The sequence below is a fragment of the Streptomyces sp. NPDC031445 genome (genome assembly GCF_055581365.1).
The window spans coordinates 392,252-412,257 of record NZ_JBVIJO010000008.1; the positions used below are offsets into that span (position 1 = coordinate 392,252).

The 20,006-nt window shown below is 73.7% G+C and carries 17 protein-coding genes and 1 riboswitch; of the genes, 4 read left to right on the forward strand and 13 right to left on the reverse strand.

Features of this window, described 5'->3' with window-relative positions; genetic code table 11:
- Positions 1-55: 55 nt before the first annotated feature.
- The 4 genes from ACZ5DC_RS23145 to ACZ5DC_RS23160 all read right to left on the reverse strand — a co-directional run bounded on the left by ACZ5DC_RS23145 (position 56) and on the right by ACZ5DC_RS23160 (position 3,181).
- Positions 56-544: a DUF5304 domain-containing protein gene (locus tag ACZ5DC_RS23145; RefSeq protein WP_468655486.1), complete on the reverse strand. Its 489-nt coding sequence runs from the start codon at positions 542-544 to the stop codon at positions 56-58.
- 55 nt (positions 545-599) lie between these two features.
- Positions 600-1,772 carry an ArsA family ATPase gene (locus tag ACZ5DC_RS23150; protein WP_468655488.1) on the reverse strand — a complete coding sequence of 391 codons (1,173 nt, stop codon included), beginning with the start codon at positions 1,770-1,772 and terminating at the stop codon, positions 600-602.
- Positions 1,773-1,816: 44 nt separating this feature from the next.
- Positions 1,817-2,260 (reverse strand): SRPBCC family protein, encoded by a 444-nt coding sequence (locus ACZ5DC_RS23155; protein WP_366751472.1) that lies wholly within the window; start codon positions 2,258-2,260, stop codon positions 1,817-1,819.
- A gap of 123 nt (positions 2,261-2,383) precedes the next feature.
- Positions 2,384-3,181, reverse strand: a complete 798-nt coding sequence (locus tag ACZ5DC_RS23160; RefSeq protein ID WP_468655490.1) for a metallophosphoesterase family protein — start codon at positions 3,179-3,181, stop codon at positions 2,384-2,386.
- Positions 3,182-3,488: 307 nt separating this feature from the next.
- Here ACZ5DC_RS23160 and ACZ5DC_RS23165 point away from each other — a divergent pair, with 307 nt between their 5' ends.
- Complete coding sequence (locus ACZ5DC_RS23165) at positions 3,489-5,285, forward strand: AMP-dependent synthetase/ligase (protein WP_468655492.1); 1,797 nt, start codon at positions 3,489-3,491, stop codon at positions 5,283-5,285.
- 343 nt (positions 5,286-5,628) lie between these two features.
- On the opposite strand, the gene ACZ5DC_RS23170 is transcribed toward ACZ5DC_RS23165, so the two are convergent.
- On the reverse strand, positions 5,629-6,771 hold the full coding sequence (locus tag ACZ5DC_RS23170) for a glycosyltransferase family 4 protein (RefSeq protein ID WP_468655494.1): 1,143 nt from the start codon (positions 6,769-6,771) through the stop codon (positions 5,629-5,631).
- Between the two features lie 165 nt (positions 6,772-6,936).
- Here ACZ5DC_RS23170 and ACZ5DC_RS23175 point away from each other — a divergent pair, with 165 nt between their 5' ends.
- Positions 6,937-8,172, forward strand: a complete 1,236-nt coding sequence (locus ACZ5DC_RS23175; RefSeq protein ID WP_468655539.1) for a glycosyltransferase 87 family protein — start codon at positions 6,937-6,939, stop codon at positions 8,170-8,172.
- Positions 8,173-8,209: 37 nt separating this feature from the next.
- Here ACZ5DC_RS23175 and ACZ5DC_RS23180 read toward each other — a convergent pair whose 3' ends face one another.
- The 5 genes from ACZ5DC_RS23180 to ACZ5DC_RS23200 form a co-directional block, all read right to left on the reverse strand.
- Positions 8,210-9,397 (reverse strand): hypothetical protein, encoded by a 1,188-nt coding sequence (locus ACZ5DC_RS23180; protein WP_468655496.1) that lies wholly within the window; start codon positions 9,395-9,397, stop codon positions 8,210-8,212.
- Positions 9,398-9,424: 27 nt separating this feature from the next.
- Entirely contained in the window at positions 9,425-10,432 is a 1,008-nt protein-coding gene (locus ACZ5DC_RS23185; protein ID WP_468655498.1) for a C40 family peptidase, read from the reverse strand.
- A 238-nt stretch (positions 10,433-10,670) separates the two neighbouring features.
- Positions 10,671-11,714, reverse strand: a complete 1,044-nt coding sequence (locus tag ACZ5DC_RS23190; protein ID WP_468655500.1) for a C40 family peptidase — start codon at positions 11,712-11,714, stop codon at positions 10,671-10,673.
- Between the two features lie 211 nt (positions 11,715-11,925).
- Entirely contained in the window at positions 11,926-13,269 is a 1,344-nt protein-coding gene (locus tag ACZ5DC_RS23195) for an NYN domain-containing protein (protein ID WP_468655502.1), read from the reverse strand.
- Positions 13,270-13,316: 47 nt separating this feature from the next.
- Positions 13,317-13,556, reverse strand: coding sequence for a hypothetical protein (locus ACZ5DC_RS23200; protein ID WP_361508963.1), 240 nt, complete (start codon positions 13,554-13,556; stop codon positions 13,317-13,319).
- A gap of 152 nt (positions 13,557-13,708) precedes the next feature.
- Here ACZ5DC_RS23200 and ACZ5DC_RS23205 point away from each other — a divergent pair, with 152 nt between their 5' ends.
- Positions 13,709-14,452: a rhomboid family intramembrane serine protease gene (locus ACZ5DC_RS23205; protein WP_468655504.1), complete on the forward strand. Its 744-nt coding sequence runs from the start codon at positions 13,709-13,711 to the stop codon at positions 14,450-14,452.
- Positions 14,449-14,730: an Lrp/AsnC family transcriptional regulator gene (locus tag ACZ5DC_RS23210; RefSeq protein ID WP_014672228.1), complete on the forward strand. Its 282-nt coding sequence runs from the start codon at positions 14,449-14,451 to the stop codon at positions 14,728-14,730. The genes ACZ5DC_RS23205 and ACZ5DC_RS23210 overlap by 4 nt, the downstream gene beginning before the upstream one ends.
- A gap of 25 nt (positions 14,731-14,755) precedes the next feature.
- Here ACZ5DC_RS23210 and ACZ5DC_RS23215 read toward each other — a convergent pair whose 3' ends face one another.
- The 3 genes from ACZ5DC_RS23215 to trpD all read right to left on the reverse strand — a co-directional run bounded on the left by ACZ5DC_RS23215 (position 14,756) and on the right by trpD (position 19,976).
- On the reverse strand, positions 14,756-17,164 hold the full coding sequence (locus ACZ5DC_RS23215; RefSeq protein ID WP_468655507.1) for a protein kinase domain-containing protein: 2,409 nt from the start codon (positions 17,162-17,164) through the stop codon (positions 14,756-14,758).
- A 51-nt stretch (positions 17,165-17,215) separates the two neighbouring features.
- Positions 17,216-18,577, reverse strand: a complete 1,362-nt coding sequence (locus tag ACZ5DC_RS23220; RefSeq protein WP_468655509.1) for an aminotransferase class V-fold PLP-dependent enzyme — start codon at positions 18,575-18,577, stop codon at positions 17,216-17,218.
- 143 nt (positions 18,578-18,720) lie between these two features.
- Positions 18,721-18,838: riboswitch (SAM riboswitch) on the reverse strand.
- A gap of 73 nt (positions 18,839-18,911) precedes the next feature.
- Positions 18,912-19,976 (reverse strand): anthranilate phosphoribosyltransferase, encoded by a 1,065-nt coding sequence (gene trpD, locus ACZ5DC_RS23225; RefSeq protein ID WP_468655511.1) that lies wholly within the window; start codon positions 19,974-19,976, stop codon positions 18,912-18,914.
- Positions 19,977-20,006: the final 30 nt, after the last annotated feature.

The window sequence follows — 20,006 nt, forward strand, 5'->3', positions numbered from 1 at the left end:
TTCGGTCGAGCCCCGCTACGGCCAACCGTACCCGAGGCCCTGCCGTGCGAGGGCTTCAGTCCAGGTCGATGCGCTCCCCCGGGCCGGTGCCCTCGTCCGGGTCGCCCGGGTCCTTCCGGTCCCGCGCCGGGCCGGACGTGTCCGTGGTCCAGCGGCGCTCCTGGGCCTGGACGGCGGAGCGGTAGGCGGCGAGCAGTTCACCGCCGGCCGCGGCCAGGTGGTCGAAGACGTCGGGGTTGCGCTCTATGACGGGTTCGACGGCGGCCTTCGCCTGCTGGACGACCTGCCGCACCACCTGCTGGGCGGCGGGTCCGGCGAGGCCGCCGAGGAGGGGTGACTGGAGGCCGGACAGCTTGTCGGCCACCGTGTCCACGAGTTTCCTCAGCTCCTCGGCCGCCGAGCCCGGCGGCGGTCCGTGCTCGGCGCGGCGGCGGGCCTGCTCGGCGGCGAGGTCCTCGGCGGCGGCCGTGGCCCAGGCGTCGGCGTCGGTCGCCTTCGCCGGCTCCTCCGGGGAAGGGTCGGGTGCGGGACGCTCTTCGCTCATGGCGGCTCCTGACTCCGGTTCGCCTTTACGACGTTACCCGAACGGCCGTACCCGTTCACCGTCCGGCGGCGGGCCACAGACCGGGGTCCGGGGCGAACCGGATGCGCAGCTCGCCGTCCCGGAGCCCGGCGCCGGCGACGGTGCAGCGGCGCAGGGCGGAGGGCAGCGCGACGATGCGGCGGAACGGGCCCGCGGTGATCAGGAGTTCGTCGCCGCGCCGGACGAGGTCCAGCTCGTCCCGTATCGCGCCGGGCAGCGGGAGGTGCCACACCAGCACGCCGTCCTCCGCGAGCCGGTCGGTGACGGGCCACCCGACCGGGGTGGTCGCCGGGTTGACGCCGGGCACCGCGAGGGCGGTGAGGTCGTCCGGGCCGTGCGGGTCGTGGCCGAGGTGCGGGACGGGGTGGACGTCGTACGACTCCTGCCAGTCGGCGAGCGCCTTGCGCTGCTGGGCCAGGAGCGCGGAGAGCCAGCTGTCGGGGGCGGTCTCGGGCAGGACGCGGCTCGCGATCAGGGACTCGGTGCGCAGGGCGCGCAGGGCGAGGCCGAGGGTGGCGGTGCGGACGGCGTCGGCGCCGGCCGGGCCGGGCTCGGCGACCAGGCGCACGGCGGTGTCGCGGTCGGTGAGGACGGCCTCGACGGCGGCCAGTTCGACGTCCCAGCGGGCCGCCGTCTCGTAGAGCCAGTCGGCGGGCATGGGCACGCCGGCGAGCCGGCCGAGGACCGGGCGCAGGGCGCGGGCGGCCTGCCGTTCGGGCGGCAGGAGGCGGCGCAGGTAGCGGCGCAGCTCCTCGGGCAGGGAGAGCAGGGCGAGGGCCTGCGGGAGGGGCGGGAGGTCGACGACGAGGAGGTCGTAGCGCTCGGACAGGGCCGCGTCCCGCAGCGCGCGCAGGAAGGACAGTTCCTCCGCGCCGGGCAGCGGGGTGACCTCCTCGGCGTCCAGGCGGGCGGCGCCGAGGAGGTCGAGGACGTTCGCGGCGCGGGTCTGGAAGGCGGTGAGGTCCTGGCGGAAGCGTTCGGCGGCATCGGGCCGCCAGGCGGTGAGGCGCGGGGTGACCTCGGTGGGGACCGGTCCTGTCGCGGTGCCCAGGGCGGTGCCGGGGGTGTCCGTGCGGTCGGCGCTCAGCAGGAGGGTGCGGTGGCCCTCGCGGGCGGCTTCGAGCGCGGTGGCGGCGGCCACGGTCGTACGACCGCTGCCGCCGGGGCCCGTGATCAGGATGGTGCGCATGACGGTGAACGCTACCGCCGTGCGCGGGGGGTGGACGGAGCCGTCTACTCCTCCCCCGACTCGACCCTCTTCTTCAGACCCGCCAGCGCCCGGTCGATGATGACCTTCTCCGCCTTGCGCTTGATCATGCCCAGCATGGGGATCTTGACGTCGACCGTGAGCTGGTAGGTGACCTCGGTGGCGCCCGCGCCGGCCGGCTTCAGCAGGTAGGAGCCGTCGAGGGAACGGAGCATCTGGGACTTGACGAGGGTCCAGGAGACCTCGTGGTCGCCGGTCCAGGTGTAGGCGAGGGTCTGGTCGTCCTTGATGGCGCCGGCGTCCATGACGAGGCGGACCCGTTCGGCGCGGCCCCGCTCGTCCGTGGCGAGGACGTCCGCCTCCTTCACCTCACCGGTCCAGTCCGGGTAGCGCGCGAAGTCGGCGATCACCGCCATGACGTCGGCCGGAGCGGCCTCGATCGTGATGCTCGAACTGGTGTGTTCCGCCATCGCCGTGGCTCCTCCAGATGCGGGCCGGGTGGGAGAGGTTCGTGTGCGCCGGGCTGCGCACGTGTGTGCAGCGTGAAGGCTACCGCGCCGCCGGCCCGCCGCCTTCACCCCGCCTGCCCGGCCTCACCATTCGAGTGCCCAGGGCGTGCCGGTCCCGGCGAAGTGGCCCACGTTCACGCACTCGGTGGCGCCGATCCGCATCCGGCGCACCAGCGGCTGGTGCACGTGCCCGAACAGCGCGTACCGGGGCCGGGTGCGGCGGATGGCGTCCAGCAGGGCCCGGCTGCCCCGCTCGAAGCGGCGGGCCACGGTGTCGTAGACCAGTTCGGGCACCTCCGGCGGGATGTGGGTGCACAGGACGTCGACCTCGCCGACGGCCTCGATCTTCGCCGCGTACTCCTCGTCGCCGATCTCGTACGGGGTGCGCATCGGGGTGCGCAGTCCGCCGCCGACGAAGCCGAAGGTCCACCCGCCGATCTCGGCCCGCTGGCCGTCGAGGACCGTGGTGCCGGGCCGGGCGTACTCCGGCCAGAGCGTCGGCATGTCGACGTTTCCGTAGGTGGCGTACGTCGGGGCGGGGAACGCGGCGAACAGCTCGGCGTACTGCTTGCGCACGGCCTTCTCGATGGCCGTGGCCCGGTCGGTGCCGATCCCGGCCCACAGCCGGGCGCCGAAGGCGCGGGCCTCCTCGAAGCGGCGGGCGGTGCGCAGCTCGACGATGCGGTCGGCGTTCTCCTTGCCGAACAGGTCCGGGAAGATCCCGCGCGCGTGGTCGGCGTAGTCGAGGAAGAGGACGAGGTCGCCGAGGCAGATCAGGGCGTCGGCACCGTCGCCGGCCCGGGCCAGGTCACGGGCGTTGCCGTGCACGTCGCTGACCACATGGACGCGGGTGCGCCGGGCGCCGGAACGTGAGGATGCCATGGCGATCAAGCGTAGGCGCGTGCGGTCCGGGTGAACAGTGCCGGGCCGGCCTGCGGTTACTCGCCGGTCGGTTCGGCCGTGGACTACTGTGCGCGAAGGAACGCCCCCGTGTGTGACGCAGCGAACATCTCGCCTGGACCCCCTGTCGTAGACGCCATACCGGCGGGTAACGTCCGGGCAGTCCAGTCGTGCTCAGGATTTCAACATGTGAATCCTCATGTTGTACCGGAGCACTTGCCCGAGCCTTGGACCGCACCGTCGCATCGCACAACGTCGTGGCGCCGGCGCCCTATGAGGAGCAGCAGTCTTGCGCGAGTTCAGCCTTCCGGCTTTGTACGAGGTCCCCGCGGACGGGAATCTGACCGACATCGTCCGCAGAAACGCCGCGCAGCATCCCGACGTCGCCGTCATCGCCCGCAAGGCCGGGGGCGCCTGGCAGGACGTGACCGCCCGGGAGTTCCTGGCCGAGGTGCGCACCGCCGCCAAGGGCCTCATCGCCTCCGGGGTGCAGCCGGGCGACCGGGTGGGCCTCATGTCGCGGACGCGGTACGAGTGGACGCTCCTGGACTTCGCGATCTGGAGCGCGGGCGCGATCACCGTGCCCGTGTACGAGACCAGCTCGCCGGAGCAGGTGCGGTGGATCCTGTCCGACTCGGGCGCCACCGCCTGCGTCACGGAGCTGGACGGCCACACGGCGGCCGTGGAGGCGGTGCGCGAGTCGCTGCCCGCGCTGAAGCACCTCTGGCAGATCGACGCCGGGGCCGTCGCGGAGCTGGCCCGGCTCGGCCAGGACGTGTCGGACCAGGCGGTGGAGGAGCGCAGCTCGCTCGCCAAGGCCGACGACCCGGCGACCATCGTCTACACCAGCGGCACGACCGGGCGCCCCAAGGGCTGCGTCCTCACCCACCGCAGCTTCTTCGCCGAGTGCGGGAACGTCGTGGAGCGGCTGCGCCCGCTGTTCCGCACCGGTGAGTGCTCCGTCCTGCTCTTCCTGCCGCTCGCGCACGTCTTCGGGCGGCTGGTGCAGGTGGCGCCGATGATGGCGCCGATCAAGCTGGGCTGCGTCCCGGACATCAAGAACCTCACCGACGAGCTGGCCGCGTTCCGGCCGACGCTGATCCTCGGCGTGCCGCGCGTCTTCGAGAAGGTCTACAACTCGGCGCGGGCCAAGGCGCAGGCGGACGGCAAGGGCGCGATCTTCGACAAGGCGGCGGACACCGCCATCGCCTACAGCAAGGCGCTGGACAGCCCGTCGGGCCCGTCGTTCGGCCTGAAGCTCAGGCACCGGGTCTTCGACAAGCTGGTCTACGGCAAGCTGCGCGCGGTCCTGGGCGGCCGGGGCGAGTACGCCATCTCCGGCGGTGCCCCGCTGGGCGAGCGGCTCGGGCACTTCTTCCGGGGCATCGGCTTCACGGTGCTGGAGGGCTACGGCCTGACCGAGTCCTGCGCGGCGACCGCGTTCAACCCCTGGGACCGGCAGAAGATCGGCACGGTCGGACAGCCGCTGCCCGGCTCGGTGGTGCGGATAGCGGACGACGGCGAGGTGCTGCTGCACGGCGAGCACCTGTTCAAGGAGTACTGGAACAACCCGGCCGCGACCGCGGAGGCGCTGGCCGACGGCTGGTTCCACACCGGTGACATCGGCACCCTCGACGAGGACGGCTATCTGAGGATCACCGGCCGGAAGAAGGAGATCATCGTCACGGCGGGCGGCAAGAACGTCGCGCCGGCGGTGATCGAGGACCGGATCCGGGCGCACGCGCTGGTCGCGGAGTGCATGGTGGTGGGCGACGGTCGGCCGTTCGTGGGCGCGCTGGTCACCATCGACGAGGAGTTCCTGGGCCGCTGGTGCGCCGAGCACGGCAAGCCGGCGGGGTCCACCGCGGCGTCGCTGAAGGACGACCCGGATCTGAACGCCGCGATCCAGGCGGCCGTGGACGACGGCAACGCCGCGGTGTCGAAGGCCGAATCGGTGCGGAAGTTCCGCATCCTGCCCGCCCAGTTCACGGAGGAGTCGGGCCACCTCACCCCGTCGCTGAAGCTGAAGCGGAACGTGGTGGCGAAGGACTACTCGGACGAGATCGAGGCGATCTACGCCAAGTGACCGGGGCGGGCTTGACGCACGCCCCGGCTCGGACAAGTGACCTCTGGCCACGGCACTGGCCCGGGCGAGCGGAGTCATGCGGAGGGTCATGGCCCGAGCGCGCAGGTCGCGCAACGGGAAACCACGGCCCGGACGAGCCAGCCGCGCCGACAGCCCCGGCCCGGACGAGCAGACCTCGGCCAGGGGGCCACTGCGCGGGCACGCAGGCCGCGCAGCGGGAGGCTGCGGCTTGGACGAGCGGGCCCCAGCCATCACCCCGGCCCTGGCGAGCGGGCCTTTGCGGGGGCGGCGCACGCGCGCGGTGTCCTCGCCGAGGACCCGCGCGATCCGGGTGGGACCGGGTTCAGAGCAACGTCTTCAGCCGCTCCGCGAGCAGGTCCCAGCGCCACCTCTCCTCCACCCACCGGCGGCCCCGCTCCCCCATGCGGCGGCGCAGTCCGGCGTCGGCCAGCAGGGCCACGATCCGTTCGGCGGTCTGCTCCACCGAGCCGCCCCGGACCACCCAGCCCGTCTCGCCCTCCAGGACCGCGTCAGGGGCGCCGCCGGAGTCGCCCGCGACGACCGGCAGGCCGGTCGCCGACGCCTCCAGGTAGACGATGCCGAGGCCCTCCACGTCCAGTCCGCCGCGCCGGGTGCGGCAGGGCATCGCGAAGACGTCCCCGGCGCCGTAGTGCGCGGGCAGCTCGGACCAGGGCACGGCGCCCGTGAAGCGCACCGAGCCGGCGACCCCCGTCTCGTGGGCGAGGCGGCGCAGGTCCTTCCCGTACGGTCCGCCGCCGACGATGAGCAGGACGGCGTCCGGCTCGGCGGCCAGGATGCGGGGCATGGCCCGGATCAGGGTGTCCTGTCCCTTGCGCGGGACCAGCCGGGAGACGCAGACGACCACCGGGCGGTCGGTGAGCCCGAGCCGGGCGCGGACGGCGTCGCCGCCGGAGGACGGGTGGAAGGTCTTCTCGTCGACGCCCGGCGGCAGCTGCGCCATCCGCGAGGCCGCCTCCGGCGTGAGGGCGGTCGCTATCCGGGAGCGGGTGTACTCGCCGAGGTAGGTGAGCGTGTCCGTGGACTCGCCGATCCGGCGCAGCAGCTGCCGGGCGGCGGGCAGCTGGGCCCAGCCGGCCTCGTGGCCGTGGGTGGTGGCCACCAGCCGCTCGGCGCCGGCCTTGCGCAGCGCCGGCGCCATCAGGCCCAGCGGTGCCGCCGCGCCGAACCAGACGGAGGCGCACCCGTGCTCCCGGAGCAGCCCGACGGCCCGCCGGGTCGCCCCCGGAGTGGGCAGCAGCATGGTCGTACGGTCGCGTACGACGGTGAAGGGCTGCTCGGCGTCGAAGGCGGCGGTGGCCTCGGCGCCCTCCCGCCCGCGCTTCCAGGTGGAGGCGTAGACGACCAGCCGGCCGGGGTCCAGGCGCAGCGCCATGTTGTGCAGGAATGCCTGGATGCCGCCCGGCCGGGGCGGGAAGTCGTTGGTGACGATCAGGGTCTTGTGCATCGCCGCCGACCCTACCGAACGGGGCGTTCACGGCCGGGAGCGGCCGAGCCTGTGGCATGCGCACAGGTGTGCACGACATCATGGACGCTCGCCGCGTCACGGACGCTCACCTCGGACGCGGACGGCACGGCGATCGGCGCGGGAAGCGGACGGCAGGGGGATCAGGTGGAGACGAAGGGTGCCGGGCGGTCCCTGGCAGGGCTGCTCGCGACCTGGGCCGTCACCCGTGCGGCGCTGCTGCTGTTCGTGTTCCGGGTGTTCGCCTTCCCGGGCCCGGACGTCACCTCGGACGTGTCGGTGATCTACCGCGGCTGGTACGAGGTCCTGCGCCAAGGAACGTTTCCGCTGGACGACGTGACCTGGCAGTACCCGCCCGCCGCGGCCCTCCCGGTCCTCTCCCCCGGCGTCCTGCCCTTCCTGTCGTACGCGCACGCCTTCTTCGTGCTGGCCTGCCTCGCCGACGCCGTCGTGCTGGCCCTGCTGCGGTACGCGGGCGGACGGCCGGACCGGTCGCCGCGCGGGGCCTGGGTGTGGGTGGCGGGCGTGCCGCTGCTCGGGCCGACGGTGTACGCCCGCTACGACGTGATGGTGACCGCGGTGGCCGTGGCGGCGCTGCTGGCCGGGACCCGGCACCCGCGGGTGATGGGCGCCCTGACCGCCTTCGGCGCGCTGCTGAAGGTGTGGCCGGCGCTGCTGCTGGTCGGTGCCGTGCGGCGGCGGGCGTGGGCGTCGGCGGTGGTGACCGCGGCGGGACTCGCCCTGCTGTTCTCGGTGTCCATGCCGGGCGCCTTCGCGTTCCTGACCTTCCAGCGGGACCGGGGCACCGAGGTGGAGTCGCTGGGCTCGCTGGTCTTCCACGTGGCCCGGCACTTCGGCTGGCGGGGCGAGGTGTTGCTGAACTACGGCTCGATCGAGTTCCTGGGCCCGCACGTCGACCAGGTCAGCACGGCCGCGCTGGCGCTGACCGGGGCCGCGTTCGGCTGGCTGCTGCTGTGGCGGCTGCGCGCGACCCGGTTCGCGCCGCACACCCTCGCCGACGCGGCCCTGACGGCGGTGCTGCTGTTCACGGTGACCAGCCGGGTGATCAGCCCGCAGTACCTGGTGTGGCTGACCGGCCTGGCCGCCGTCTGCGTCTCGTACCGGGCGAGCCGCATGGGACCGCCCGCGCTGCTCTGTCTCCTCGCGTCCTTCGTGACGGTGCTGGAGTTCCCGCTGGGCTTCTCGCACGTGGTGACGAGCGACTGGTACGGGGTCGCGCTGCTGGTGGTGCGCAACGGCCTGCTGGTCGCGGCCACCGTCATGGCGGCCCGCCGGCTGTGGCGCGCGACCGCGCCGCCGCACGCCACCACCCCCTTCCCGCCCCGGCCCACCCACGCGCAGGAGAGCCCGGTGTCCTCGTGACTCCGGGCAACCAGGGGCTCCGGGCGGCACGCCGCGCTCAGCCGAGGCGGGTCGTGAGGTAGGCGCGCCAGCTCGCGGTGAACTCCCCCGGTGTCGTCCCGAGCACCTTCTGAAGGGCCTGCCGCACCGCGCCCGTCCGCCTGCCGTGGGCGCCGACGGCCCGGTAGAAGGCGGCGAGCCGGTCCGCCCCCCACCGCTCGGCGATCATCCGGCAGGCCAGCCAGCCGCTCTCGTAGGCTCGTGCCAGCCGGGTCGGCTCGCGGGTGAAGGCGAAGTCCCCGTCGCCGGGGAGCGCGCCGGGCACCTCGCCGTCGCGGACCGCCCGGGCCAGTTCCGGCGCGATCTCGGCCGGGGTGCGGCCGGTGCCCAGGTAGCCGATCCAGTCGGCGTAGCCCTCGGAGAGCCACAGCGGGGTGGCGGCGGTGGTGTCCGCCCGGGTGGCGACGTGGGTCGTCTCGTGGGTGAGGACGACCTGCTTCCCGGCGTCCCCGAGCACGGCGTACGCCTCCGGGTTGACCAGCACCCGGTCCGCGGGCGACCGGCCGGAGCCTCCCGTCTCGCCCGTGGTGACGGCCGCGATGCCCCGGTAGTTCCCGGCGGGCGAGCCCAGCAGCGCCGCCATGCCCTCCAGGGACGGCGGGACGAGTACGACGATCCGGCGGCTCCAGTCCCGGCCCCAGGCCCCGGAGACGGCCGGGACCGCCCGGTCGGCCAGCCGCGCGTACGGCCGCAGCCCGGCGGCGGACCCGCCGGCGCCGAGCACCAGGCTGTGCGCGCCCCTGACCACGGTCACCGCGCCCTGGTCCCACAGCTGCTGCCCGGCCTTGCGGGCGGGCTCGTCGGCGGTGACGTACCAGTGGCCGTCGGCCGCGCGGCCCAGGGTGAGGGTGCGGGGGACGTCGACGGGGGCCTTGTCGTAGCCGGCGACGCGGTAGCGCAGGTCGGCGTCGGCGGTGGCTCCCGAGGGGGTGCGGCGCAGGGCGGTGACCCGGTAGCTCCAGGACGACAGCGGGAGGGCGCGCAGCCGGGTGTACTCGCCGCGGGTGCCGGTCGCGGCGTACGCCGTCTCGTCGTGGCCGAGCAGGGCCGCCGCGCGCCGGTCGAGCACCCGCTGCACCTCGGCCCGCGCGGAGTCGGTCACCGTGTGCCCGCCGCAGCCGGTCAGCGGCAGCAGCAGGGCGAGCCCCACGGCCCCGCTCTCCCACGCCCGTCTGCGACCAGCCATTTCCCGATCGTACGGCGCGGGGGGCGGTCAGGGCCGGGTGACCGAGGAGACCGGCATCATCCCGACCGGGTCGTAGCGCACCGGAGCACCGGGATAGGGGGCGTGGATGACCTGGCCGTCACCGGCGTACATCGCCACGTGGCTGGCGTCGGAGCGGTAGACGACCAGGTCCCCGGGGCGGGCCTGGGAGAGCGGCACCTGACGGCCGGCGAACCGCTGCTCCTGCGAGGTGCGCGGCAGATGGACGCCGGCGTGCGCGTACGCCCACTGCATCAGGCCCGAACAGTCGAAGCCGGAGGGGCCGTTGGCGCCCCACACGTAGGGGCGGCCGAGGGCGGAGCGGGCGGCGGCCAGGGCGGCGGCGGCGCGGCCGTCGGGGGCGGGGACGGCGCTCGGGGCGGGCAGGTCGGCGCGGGCGCCGCGGGAGGCCCGGGCGTAGGCCGCGCGGTCGGCGGCGGGCAGGGCGTTGAGCAGCCGCCGGGCCCGGGCCAGCTTCCGCTCCACGGTCCGCTTGTGCGCGGCCACGGCCCGGCGGCTCTTCTCCAGCTCGGCGAGTTTCCCGGCCGCCTCCGCGCGCTCCTGGGCTAGGTCGCGCAGCGCCGACTGCAACTCGTCGAGCCGGCGGGCCTGCCGGGTGCCGATGCGGTCGAGCGTGGACGCCTTGTCCAGGTAGTCGTCGGGGTGGGCGGAGAAGAGCAGGGCGACCGTCGGGTCGATGCCACCGGAGCGGTACTGGGCGCCGGCCAGCGAACCCAGCTGCTCCCGCAGGTCGTTGACGCGCTGCTGCTGCCGGGCGATGTGGTCCTGGGCGTCCCGGACCTCCCGGCGCAGCCGGCCGGCGCGCTCGTCAGCCTTGTCGAAGGCCTGGGTCGCCTTCTCGGCCTGCTCGTACAGGCGGTCCACCTCGGCCCGGGTATCGGCACCCGGTGCCGCCTGCGCCGGTACGGCGCCGAGCGCGGCGGCGGCCGACAGCACGCACAGGGCGACGGCACCCCGGTCGAATCCGGACGGGGCAAGGCGACGGTGGGACCCCACGGCAGTCCTAACTGCTGGCGGACACAGACCGTTTCCCCGGCGCCTGGGGACGGGGAGGCCCCGGCGCCGGGGAAACGCGGCAGACAGTAGCCGTGCGGACCGGCCAGGACCAAAGACCTCGGAGTCAACACAGGGTGACGCCCCGCCGCTGACGCAGGTCACCGGCGGGGCGTGGAGTCAATTCGGGTTCCGGTGATTCGCCCGTTCGGGCGCCGCCGTGTCCGTGTGTCGACGGGTGTCAGACCCGGACGCCGAACATGAACGGGCCGCCGATGGTCGACATGGACTCGTACCGGACGACCGTGCCGGTGCGCGGGGCGTGCAGGACGCGGCCGTTGCCCGCGTAGAGGCCGACGTGGTGGATGTCGTTGAAGAAGAAGACCAGGTCGCCGATCTTGAGGTCGCTCTGGTTGTAGATCCTCGTGCCGATCTGCGCCTGCGCCTCGGAGGTGCGCGGGATGGAGACGCCGGCCTGGGCGTACGCCCAGGAGGTCAGGCCCGAGCAGTCGAAGGAGGAGGGGCCGGTGGCGCCGTAGACGTAGGGCGAGCCGAGCCGGGTCTGGGCGGCGGAGAAGGCCGCCGAGGCGAAACCGGAGGCGGGCGGGGCGTCGCCGAGGTCCACGCGCTCGTGGGAGGAGCGGTCGGCGCGCTGCTGGTCCTCCTGGGCGAGCTGCGCCTTCTCCTTGGCGGTCAGGGAGTTCAGCAGCTTCTGCGCCTCGGCGAGCTTGTTCTGGACTTCCTTCTTCTTGTTGCCCAGCTCGGTGCGGGTGGCGGAGAGGTCCTTGAGCTTCTCGGTGGCCTCCGCCCGCTCCTGGGCGAGTTCGCGCTGTTTGTCCTGGATCTTCTTCAGCGCGTCGACCTGCTGGCTGCTCAACTGGTCGAGCGTGGACGCCTTGTCGAGGTAGTCGTCCGGGTTGGACGACAGGAAGAGCTGGACCGAGGCGTCGATGCCGCCGGAGCGGTACTGGGCGGTGGCCAGCGAACCCAGGCCGTCGCGGAGCTTGTTGAGCTCCTCCTGGCCGCGGGCGACGTTGTCCTGGATGGTGGAGATTTCCTTCTGCAGCTTCTGCTGCTTCTCCTTGGCGCCGTTGTACTTCTCGGTCGCCTGCTCGGCCTGCTCGTAGAGCTTGTCGACCTTCGCCTTCACCTCGTCCTTGCTCAGCTTCTCGCTGGGGGCGGCGTTGGCGGCGTTCGCGCTGAGCGCGACGGCAGCGGCGGCTGCGGTGGTCAGCACGGTCACACGGGTGCGACTGGGCTGCTTGGGTCGACGGTGGGACGCCACGGAGGACGAACTCCTTCTTGTGAGTGATCACCCGTTCGGAGGTTCGAGCCCAGACCCTAGTGACCTCGTTGTGATCAGTTCAAATCCCACAGCAAAAAATCTCGTCACAGAGTGCATTCTTTGCACACAACTCACGTGCAGTGAGAGCCGGTTGACCCTACGTTGCGTGACGATACGGCCAATTCGGGCATGGAAGACGTCCGTTGGACCTTCAGGACAGTCGCTTCAGAAGTACCGCAGAGGCCACCGGTCGGGCACCCGCCTTCGCGACGCCGTCGGCCACCTCCCGGTCGGTGGAGGCGACGATGACGGGACGGCCCGGTGGCTCCGCGCGCACCAGCTGGCGGATCAGCTCGTCCGCCGTGACGCCCGGCTTGGAGAACAGCACCCGCACCCCGCGCGGCGGCGCGAGCAGCACCGGCGCGGCCAGTTCGGCGCCGTCGAAGACACACGTCACCTCGGCCCCGGTCTGCGCGGCGAGCGCGGAGAGCTGGCCGAGCAGCCGCAGCCGCTGCTTCTCCAGCGGCATCTGCGGATAGCCGGTCTTGGTCACGTTGTAGCCGTCGACGACCAGGTGCGCCTGCGGCAGGGCGAGCAGTTGATCGAGAATGGCCGGATCGTGCTCCGACAGGGCCCGCGCCGCGATGTCCTTCGGGGTCATCCGGCCCGGTTCGACCGCGTCCACCGTCTCGGCCGGGCGCACGGACACCGGAGGCAGGGCCAGTTCGCGCCGCAGCCCCTGGGTCGCGTCCAGCAGGGTGTCGAGCAGCAGCCGCACCCGCATGTCCTCCACGCTGCGGCCCTCCCGGGCCGCCCGGCGGGTCGCCTCCAGCGCGGCCTCGGCCTCGCCCAGACGGGCCTTGAGCCGCCGGGACTCGCTCTCCGCGGCCGACACCTGCGCCTGCGCCTCGGCGCGTACGGCGTCCAGCTCGCCCTGCGCCTTGCGCAGCGCGGCCTCGCCCCGCTTCACGTCACTGAGGGCGGCGCGCAGCTTGCGGTGCAGCGATTCGGCTTCCTTCTTCGCCGACTCCACCTCCGTGCGCAGCCGTTCGGTCTCGGCGCGGGTGTGGTCGCGGGCCTGCGCCAGCTCCGCGCGCAGCCGCTCCAGCTCGGCCCGGCTCTCCTCGTCGGCGCGCTCGGCGTGCGCGCGCAGGGCCTCCTCGCCGGCCGCGGTGACCAGTTTCACCCAGCCCGCCGGGCGCAGGACATAGGCCGCGGCCGCCACGTCGAGCGGGTCCGCGGCCGGGGGCGGGGAGCCGGCGTCCAGGGCACCGGCGAGTTCCGGCTGCGCCTCTCTGAACCGCTCCCCGATCCGCTGCCGGAACACGGTGTCGGTCTCCAGCGCCGCCGCCATCGCGTTGCCGGCGAACTTCGCCCGTCGACTGGGGGTGAACCGGGCGTACTGCCTGAGCTGGGCGGGCAGTTCCGCCACGGTCAGGCCGCCGAAGCCGTCCGACACGATCTGCACGACCCGCTTGCGCACGCCGTCGGGCAGCGGACGGTCAAGCACCTCAGCGGTGCCGTCGCCCGGCCCCCCGCCTGCGGTCTCCGCCATCCGTCACACCCCAATACCGGAATAAGCCTCTCCGGGGGCCGCTCCGCTCAGGAGCCGGCGCCCGGCCTGTCCACGAGTTCCACCTGGTCCACCGCGTTGCACCAGCGGCAGCGCACCGATTCGACGGTCTCACTGACCACCTCGCGCTCCTCCACCGTCGGCTCGCCCGCCAGGTCGAGGTGGACGTACTCGACGACCTTGGACGAGCGGGTCACGTCGAAGCGCGTGAGGTTGCCGCACAGCGTGCAGCGCCATCGTGTCGTGGCCGTCGGCAGGGGAACCGTCATGGTGACTGTTCTCTTCCTTCTCGTATCGGTCCGCGCCGTCCCCCGACGCGTGTGGCCGTAACCCTACGGCCTGCCGGGCGCCCGCCGCCCGTCCGTCCACGGCGGCGAGGCGGTCTGTCAGCAAGCGTCCCGTTACGTCATGCTCTGTAGTCATGATCAGGACCTGGAGCACGGCGGCCGGCAGGACACTCAGAGCGGTCCGGGGCACCTCTGCACCGATGACGTACGGCCTCATCGCCGTGTGCGGTCTGGTCTTCGCCATCGGCCCGGCCTCGGGACTGGTCCCCGGGTACGGCTCGGGGGACGCGCTGCTCGCCGCGCAGCGAGCGTACTTCCGGCACTGGGGCGTGGTGCCCGCCGAGCTGTTCGACGGCCCCGCCGGGGCCGCGCTCACCCCGGCGACCGCGCTGTTCGTGCACGGCAGCTGGGTGCACCTGCTCGGCAACATGCTCTTCCTCTTCGTCTTCGGGGCGATGACCGAGGAACGGATGGGCCGGGTGGAGTTCACCCTGTTCTACGTCGGCTGCGGCTACCTCGCCCTGCTGGGGTACGCGGCGGCCAACGCGGCCTCCGAGCAGTCGCTGGTCGGCGCCTCCGGGGCGGTCTCGGCGGTCCTCGGAGCGTTCCTCTTCCTCTTCCCCCGCGCCCGTGTGACCAGTCTCCTGCCGTTCCTGTTCTTCCTGCCGCTGCGCTTCCCGGCGTGGGTGGTGCTGCCGTCCTGGGCGGCCCTGCAGTGGCTCGCGGCGGGACGCGCCTCCGACGGCCCCGGGGTGGCGTATCTGGCGCACCTGGTGGGGTTCGGGCTGGGCTTCGGCTACGCGTGGGTGCGTTACGGGCGTGGGACTAGAGTGAAAGCCGCCCCAGCTCCGGTCACCGAGGGAGAGAGACAGCCGTGATCACCGCGATCGTCCTGATCAAGACCAGCGTGGACCGGATCCCCGAGATCGCGGAGCGGATCGCTTCGCTGGATTCGGTGAGCGAGGTGTTCTCCGTCACCGGTACGTACGACCTGATCGCCATGGTCCGGGTGCGGGAGCACGAGGATCTCGCCGAGATCATCCCGGGGCGGATCAGCAAGATCCCCGGGGTGGAGGCCACGGACACGCACGTCGCGTTCCGCACCTACTCCCAGCACGACCTGGAGGCCGCGTTCGCGATCGGCCTCGACAACTGACCCGTCCCGACGGCCGGCGCAGCGGCTACCTGCTCACGTCCACCGCGGCGATCCCGCTGCCCGAGGGGACGTAGAGCCGGCCACCGCGCGCGACCGGGGTGTGCTGGTCGTCGCCCGCGTCCCGGCCCAGCACCGCGTTCCAGCGCTTCTTCCCGTCGAGGTCCAGCGCACAGACCCGCTCGCCCGCACGCGCGTACACCGTGTCGCCGGCCACCACCGCGCGGGGGTAGGCCGTGCCGCCCTCGAGGCCGTACCTCCAGGCGCGGGAGCCGTCGGCCGCCCGGACGGCGTACACGCCGTCCTGTTCGGTGCCGACGGCCAGGGTACGGCCGCCCCCGGTGAGGATCCCGCCGTCGTCCTCCCTGCGCCACAGCCGCCGGCCGTCCGAGACGCGGAAGCCCTGGCGTTCGGCGGCGGAGTCCGTGAACAGGGTGGTGCCCGCGAGAGCGAGGACGGTGACGTCGGTGCCGGCGGGCACCTGCCACTTCCGCGAACCGTTCCGGGCGTCCAGCGCCAGCAGGACGTCGCCGTAGCTGCCCGTGCAGACGGTCCCGGCCGAGACGAGCGGGATGCCAGTGGGGCCGGCCGGGGTCTTGGCGGTCCACTTCTCGCTGCCGTCGGAGGCGTAGCGGCGCAGCCCGCCGGTGTCCGTGCCGCCGACGGAGACGAGGACGTCCTGGCCGAGCAGGACGGGGACGTCGTACCGCCGGCCGCCGAGGGTGCGGGTCCACAGCGGGCTGCCGGACGGGCTCACCGCGGTCAGCCGGCGCTCGTCCTCGGAGTGCAGGCCCACCACGCAGTACACGGCGTCCCGGGTGGCCACGGGCGTGGAGACGTCGTCGCCGAGCCGGACCTTCCAGCGCCTGGCCCCGTCCCGGGAGACCGCGTGCAGCACACCGCCGGAGGTGCCGGCGTAGACGACGGAACCGTCCGGGGAGAGCGCGCAGCAGGCCCCGTCCAGCCCGCCGATGCCACCGAGGTCGTACTGCCAGCGCAGCACCGCCGCCGCACCGTCCGTCCGGTCGGCGGACGGGGCCGGTGAGCGGTCGCTGCCGCCACCGCTCCCGGTACCGGGCACGAGCCCCCACAGCCGGCCGCCGACCCCCACCCCGGCCACGGCCACGGCTCCCCCGGCGAGAAGGGTGAGAAGCCGCCGCCGCCCGGGAGCCACGGCACCCGGACGACCGGGGGCGGTGACGGTGCCCGAGCCGGTCGGGGCGGCACGCTCGGCCGAGTCGCCCGGGGCCGCCACCGCCGCCGAGCCGACCGGGGTGGCACGGGTAGCCGAGTCCGCCGAGTCACCCGGGGTCGCCGCCACCGCCGGACCATCAGGAATGCCAGGGGTGGCCGCCGGTTCCGGGGCCTCCGCGGCCACAGCCGCCGAGTCCTCCCGGGCCGCCGGGGCCGCCGGGGCCATCGGGTCGCCCGGGGGCGCCACCGCCGGGCCACCAGGGGCGCCAAGGGTGGCCGCCAGTGCCGGCGCGGCCGGGGTGGCAGGGGTTGCCAAGGCGGTGGTGGGGTGTGGGGTCAGGTACTCCACGCCGCTGGGGCGGTCGTCCGGGGTGGGGCGGGGCGGGGACGCAGGGCCGTACCAGCCCGGGCGGACGGCGGCGCGCAGGGTGTCCGGGGCGTACCCGGCGCCCGCCACCACCGCCGCCGGCGCCGGGCGCTCCAGCGGGTCCTCGCGCAGACAGGCCGTCACCAGCGGGCGGAATTCCTCCGGGACGCCGGACAGGTCGAAGTCGCGGGTGAGGATGCGCAGCAGGACCACCGAGTCCTGGCCCTCGCCGAACGGTTCCCGGCCGGCCGCCGCGTACGCGAGGACCGCGCCGAGGGAGAAGACGTCGCTGGGCGGGCCGACCTGGCCGCCGTTGCGGATCTGCTCCGGCGAGACGTAGCCGACCGAGCCGACGACCGCGCCGGTGCGGGTCAGCGAGGTGGCCTCCAGCGCCCGGACGATCCCGAAGTCGATGACCCGGGGCCCGTCCGGGCCCAGCAGGATGTTCGACGGTTTCAGGTCGCGGTGGACGAGCCCCTTGGCGTGGATGGTCGCCAGCGCCTCGCCGAGCGCGGCGGCGAGGATCCGGACCGCGGGACGCGGCAGCGCGCCGTGGTCGAGAACGGCGTCCCGCAGGTTCGGCCCGGACACGAACTCCGTCGCCATCCAGGGCCGTTCGGCCTCGGTGTCGGCGTCCACGACCCGTGCGGTGTAGGTGTCCGCGCCGCCGACGGTCTGGGCGGCGCGGACCTCGTGGCGGAAGCGGGCGCGGAAGGTGCGGTCCTCGGCGTGCTCGGCCCGTACGACCTTCACCGCGAGCCGCAGTCCGGTGCGGGACTCGGCCAGGTAGACCTCGCCCATGCCGCCCGCGCCGAGCCGGTGCGTGGTGGTGTACGGGCCGATGTGGCGCGGATCTGTGGCGCGCAGCGGCTGCACTGACGGGGTCCCCCTGTCCGACGTGGTGTCAAGGGGAGGTTATAGCGCGGTTCAGACCGCCGGCACGCAGCGGCCGTCCTCCGTGCGGTACTGCCACTTCGCGCCCTGCGCCACCAGTTCCCCGACGGCGTTCACGAAGCGCTCCACGTGCTCGTCCGGCGTGCCCGCGCCGAAGCTGACGCGGATGGCGTTGAGGGACTTCTCGCCCGGGGCCGCCTCGGGGGCGCCGCACTCGCCCTGGGTCTGCGGGTCGCTGCCGAGCAGGGTGCGGACCAGGGGGTGGGCGCAGAAGAGGCCGTCGCGGACGCCGATGCCGTACTCGGCGGAGAGCGCGGCGGCGAAGTGCGAGCTGTTCCAGCCCTCGACGACGAAGGAGATCACGCCGACGCGCGGGGCGTCGTCGCCGAAGAGGGACAGCACGCGCACCCCGGGCACCTCGGCCAGGCCCTCGCGGACCTTGGCGATCAGGTGCTGTTCGCGGGCGACGAGGGTGTCCCAGCCGGCCTCGGTGAGGGCCTTGCAGGCGGAGGCGATGGCGTAGGCGCCGATGACGTTCGGGGAGCCGGCCTCGTGGCGGGCCGCGCTCTCGTGCCACTCGACGGCCACGCCGCCGTCCTCGCGCCGGGTGACCTTGCGGCTGGCGCCGCCGCCCGCGAGGTACGGCTCGGCCGCCTGGAGCCAGTCGACGCGGCCGGCCAGGACGCCGGAGCCGAAGGGGGCGTACAGCTTGTGGCCGGAGAAGGCGACCCAGTCGACGTCCAGCTCGCGAAAGTCCACCGGGTGGTGAGGGGCCAGTTGCGCGGCGTCCAGGACGATGCGGGCGCCGTGAGCGTGCGCGGCGGCGGCCAGTTCACGCACCGGCCACAGCTCGCCGGTGACGTTGGAGGCGCCGGTGACGCAGACCAGGGCCGGGCCGTGGGGGTCCCGGCCGGCCAGGGCCCGCTCCAGGGTCTCCACGGCCTGCCGCGGGGTGCGCGGGGCGTCGAGGTAGGTGACCCGCGCGTCCTGCCAGGGCAGCAGCGAGGCGTGGTGCTCGGTCTCGAAGACGAAGACCTGGCAGTCGGCCGGGACCGCACGGGCCAGCAGGTTGAGGGAGTCGGTGGTCGAACGGGTGAAGACCACCTGGTCGGCCGGGCGGCAGCCGAGGAAGTCGGCGACCGTCCTGCGGGCGTTCTCGAACAGGTCGGTGGAGAGCTGGGAGAGGTAGCCGGCACCGCGGTGGACGCTGCCGTAGTACGGGGCGTACGCGGCGACGTCGTCCCAGACGCGCTGGAGGGCGGGGGCGCTGGCCGCGTAGTCCAGGGCGGCGTAGCTGACCTCGCCGCCGGTGACCAGCGGGACGGTGACATCCCGCCCGAGAACGGGCAGAGGGGTGCAAACGGACTGGTCGACGGCAGCGGTGGAGACAGACATGGCGGAACTCCCGTGAGAGGAATGCGGAGGAGATGCAGAAAAGGGCTGCAAAAGGGTGTGCGGAGGCGGGGCTCTGCGGCCCTAACGCATTCGCTTGCTCACGGAAGGCTCCCTCGAACGACCAGGACCCCTGGTGTGTGAGGGGTCCGCGCTTGCCGTAGGCCTTGCTGCCGTACGACCTGGTCTTCACCCGGGGCACCCCGCCACGGACGGAGGGTTGCCGGACAGTCGGCCGGGGCCTCATGACTGTCACTCATGACCTGGTACAGGAACGTACTGAAGTGATCGTCGTCCCGCAACCCGTGTCCGGATCGCGGGACGACGCACGGAGGCGTCAGGCGTTGCTGACGGCCACCCAGCGCTCCAGGGCGCGCTTGGCCGCGCCCGAGTCGATGGACTCCGCGGCCCGCGCCATGCCCGCGCGGATCTGCTCGGTGAGCGGCGCGTCCGTCGGCTCCAGGGCCACCAGCGCGGCCGCCGAGTTCAGCAGGACGGCGTCCCGTACGGCCCCCCGCTCGCCGTCCAGCAGCCGGCGGGCGACCTCGGCGTTGTAGGAGGCGTCGGCGCCGCGCAGGGCGTCCAGCGGGACGAGGTCGATGCCGACGTCGCGCGGGTCGAAGACCTCCTCCGTGACCTTGCCGTCCCGGACCACCCACACCCGGGAGGCAGCGGTGACGGTCAGCTCGTCCAGGCCGTCGTCGCCCCGGAAGACCAGCGCGGAGTTGCCGCGCTCGGCGAGGACACCGGCGACGATCGGCGCCATGCGGGGGTCGGCGACGCCGACGGCCTGCGACCGCACCTGGGCGGGGTTGGTCAGCGGACCCAGCACGTTGAAGGTCGTCCGGATGCCCAACTGGCCGCGGGCCGCGGCGACATGACGCAGGGACGGGTGGAACCGCACCGCGAAGCAGATGGTGATGCCGGCCTCCTCGGCCACCTCGGCCACCCGCTGCGGGGTCAGGTTGAGGTTGATGCCCAGCTTCTCCAGGACGTCGGAGGAGCCGGAGGCGGAGGACGCGGCGCGGTTGCCGTGCTTGACGACCTTCGCCCCGGTGCCCGCGACGACGATCGAGGACATGGTGGAGATGTTCACCGTCTTGGCGCCGTCGCCGCCGGTGCCGACGATGTCGACGGCCGGGCCGGGCACCTCGATGACGTTCGCGTGCGCGTACATCGTCCGCACCAGTCCGGTGATCTCCGGCACCGTCTCGCCCTTGGCCCGCAGCGCCACCATGAACCCGGCGATCTGCGCGTCGGTCGCCTCCCCGCGCATGATCAGGTCCATCGCCCAGGCGGTGTCGTCGGCGGACAGGTCCCGGCCGTCCAGCAGACCGTTCAGCAGGGCGGGCCAGGAGCGGCCCGCCGCAGTGTCGCCTCCAGCGGGGGTCACAGCGCTCATCAGCCGCTCCTCGGACAGGTTCCTGCTACG

What these genes read in the sequence shown, in the direction of transcription:
- trpD (WP_468655511.1), bottom strand. Translation starts at nt 19,976, where the DNA reads ATGAGCGCTGTGACCCCCGCTGGAGGCGACACTGCGGCGGGCCGCTCC.
- ACZ5DC_RS23195 (WP_468655502.1), bottom strand. Translation starts at nt 13,269, where the DNA reads ATGGCGGAGACCGCAGGCGGGGGGCCGGGCGACGGCACCGCTGAGGTG.
- ACZ5DC_RS23170 (WP_468655494.1), bottom strand. Translation starts at nt 6,771, where the DNA reads ATGCACAAGACCCTGATCGTCACCAACGACTTCCCGCCCCGGCCGGGC.
- ACZ5DC_RS23150 (WP_468655488.1), bottom strand. Translation starts at nt 1,772, where the DNA reads ATGCGCACCATCCTGATCACGGGCCCCGGCGGCAGCGGTCGTACGACC.
- ACZ5DC_RS23205 (WP_468655504.1), top strand. Translation starts at nt 13,709, where the DNA reads ATGATCAGGACCTGGAGCACGGCGGCCGGCAGGACACTCAGAGCGGTC.
- ACZ5DC_RS23145 (WP_468655486.1), bottom strand. Translation starts at nt 544, where the DNA reads ATGAGCGAAGAGCGTCCCGCACCCGACCCTTCCCCGGAGGAGCCGGCG.
- ACZ5DC_RS23155 (WP_366751472.1), bottom strand. Translation starts at nt 2,260, where the DNA reads ATGGCGGAACACACCAGTTCGAGCATCACGATCGAGGCCGCTCCGGCC.
- ACZ5DC_RS23180 (WP_468655496.1), bottom strand. Translation starts at nt 9,397, where the DNA reads ATGGCTGGTCGCAGACGGGCGTGGGAGAGCGGGGCCGTGGGGCTCGCC.
- ACZ5DC_RS23200 (WP_361508963.1), bottom strand. Translation starts at nt 13,556, where the DNA reads ATGACGGTTCCCCTGCCGACGGCCACGACACGATGGCGCTGCACGCTG.
- ACZ5DC_RS23160 (WP_468655490.1), bottom strand. Translation starts at nt 3,181, where the DNA reads ATGGCATCCTCACGTTCCGGCGCCCGGCGCACCCGCGTCCATGTGGTC.
- ACZ5DC_RS23220 (WP_468655509.1), bottom strand. Translation starts at nt 18,577, where the DNA reads ATGTCTGTCTCCACCGCTGCCGTCGACCAGTCCGTTTGCACCCCTCTG.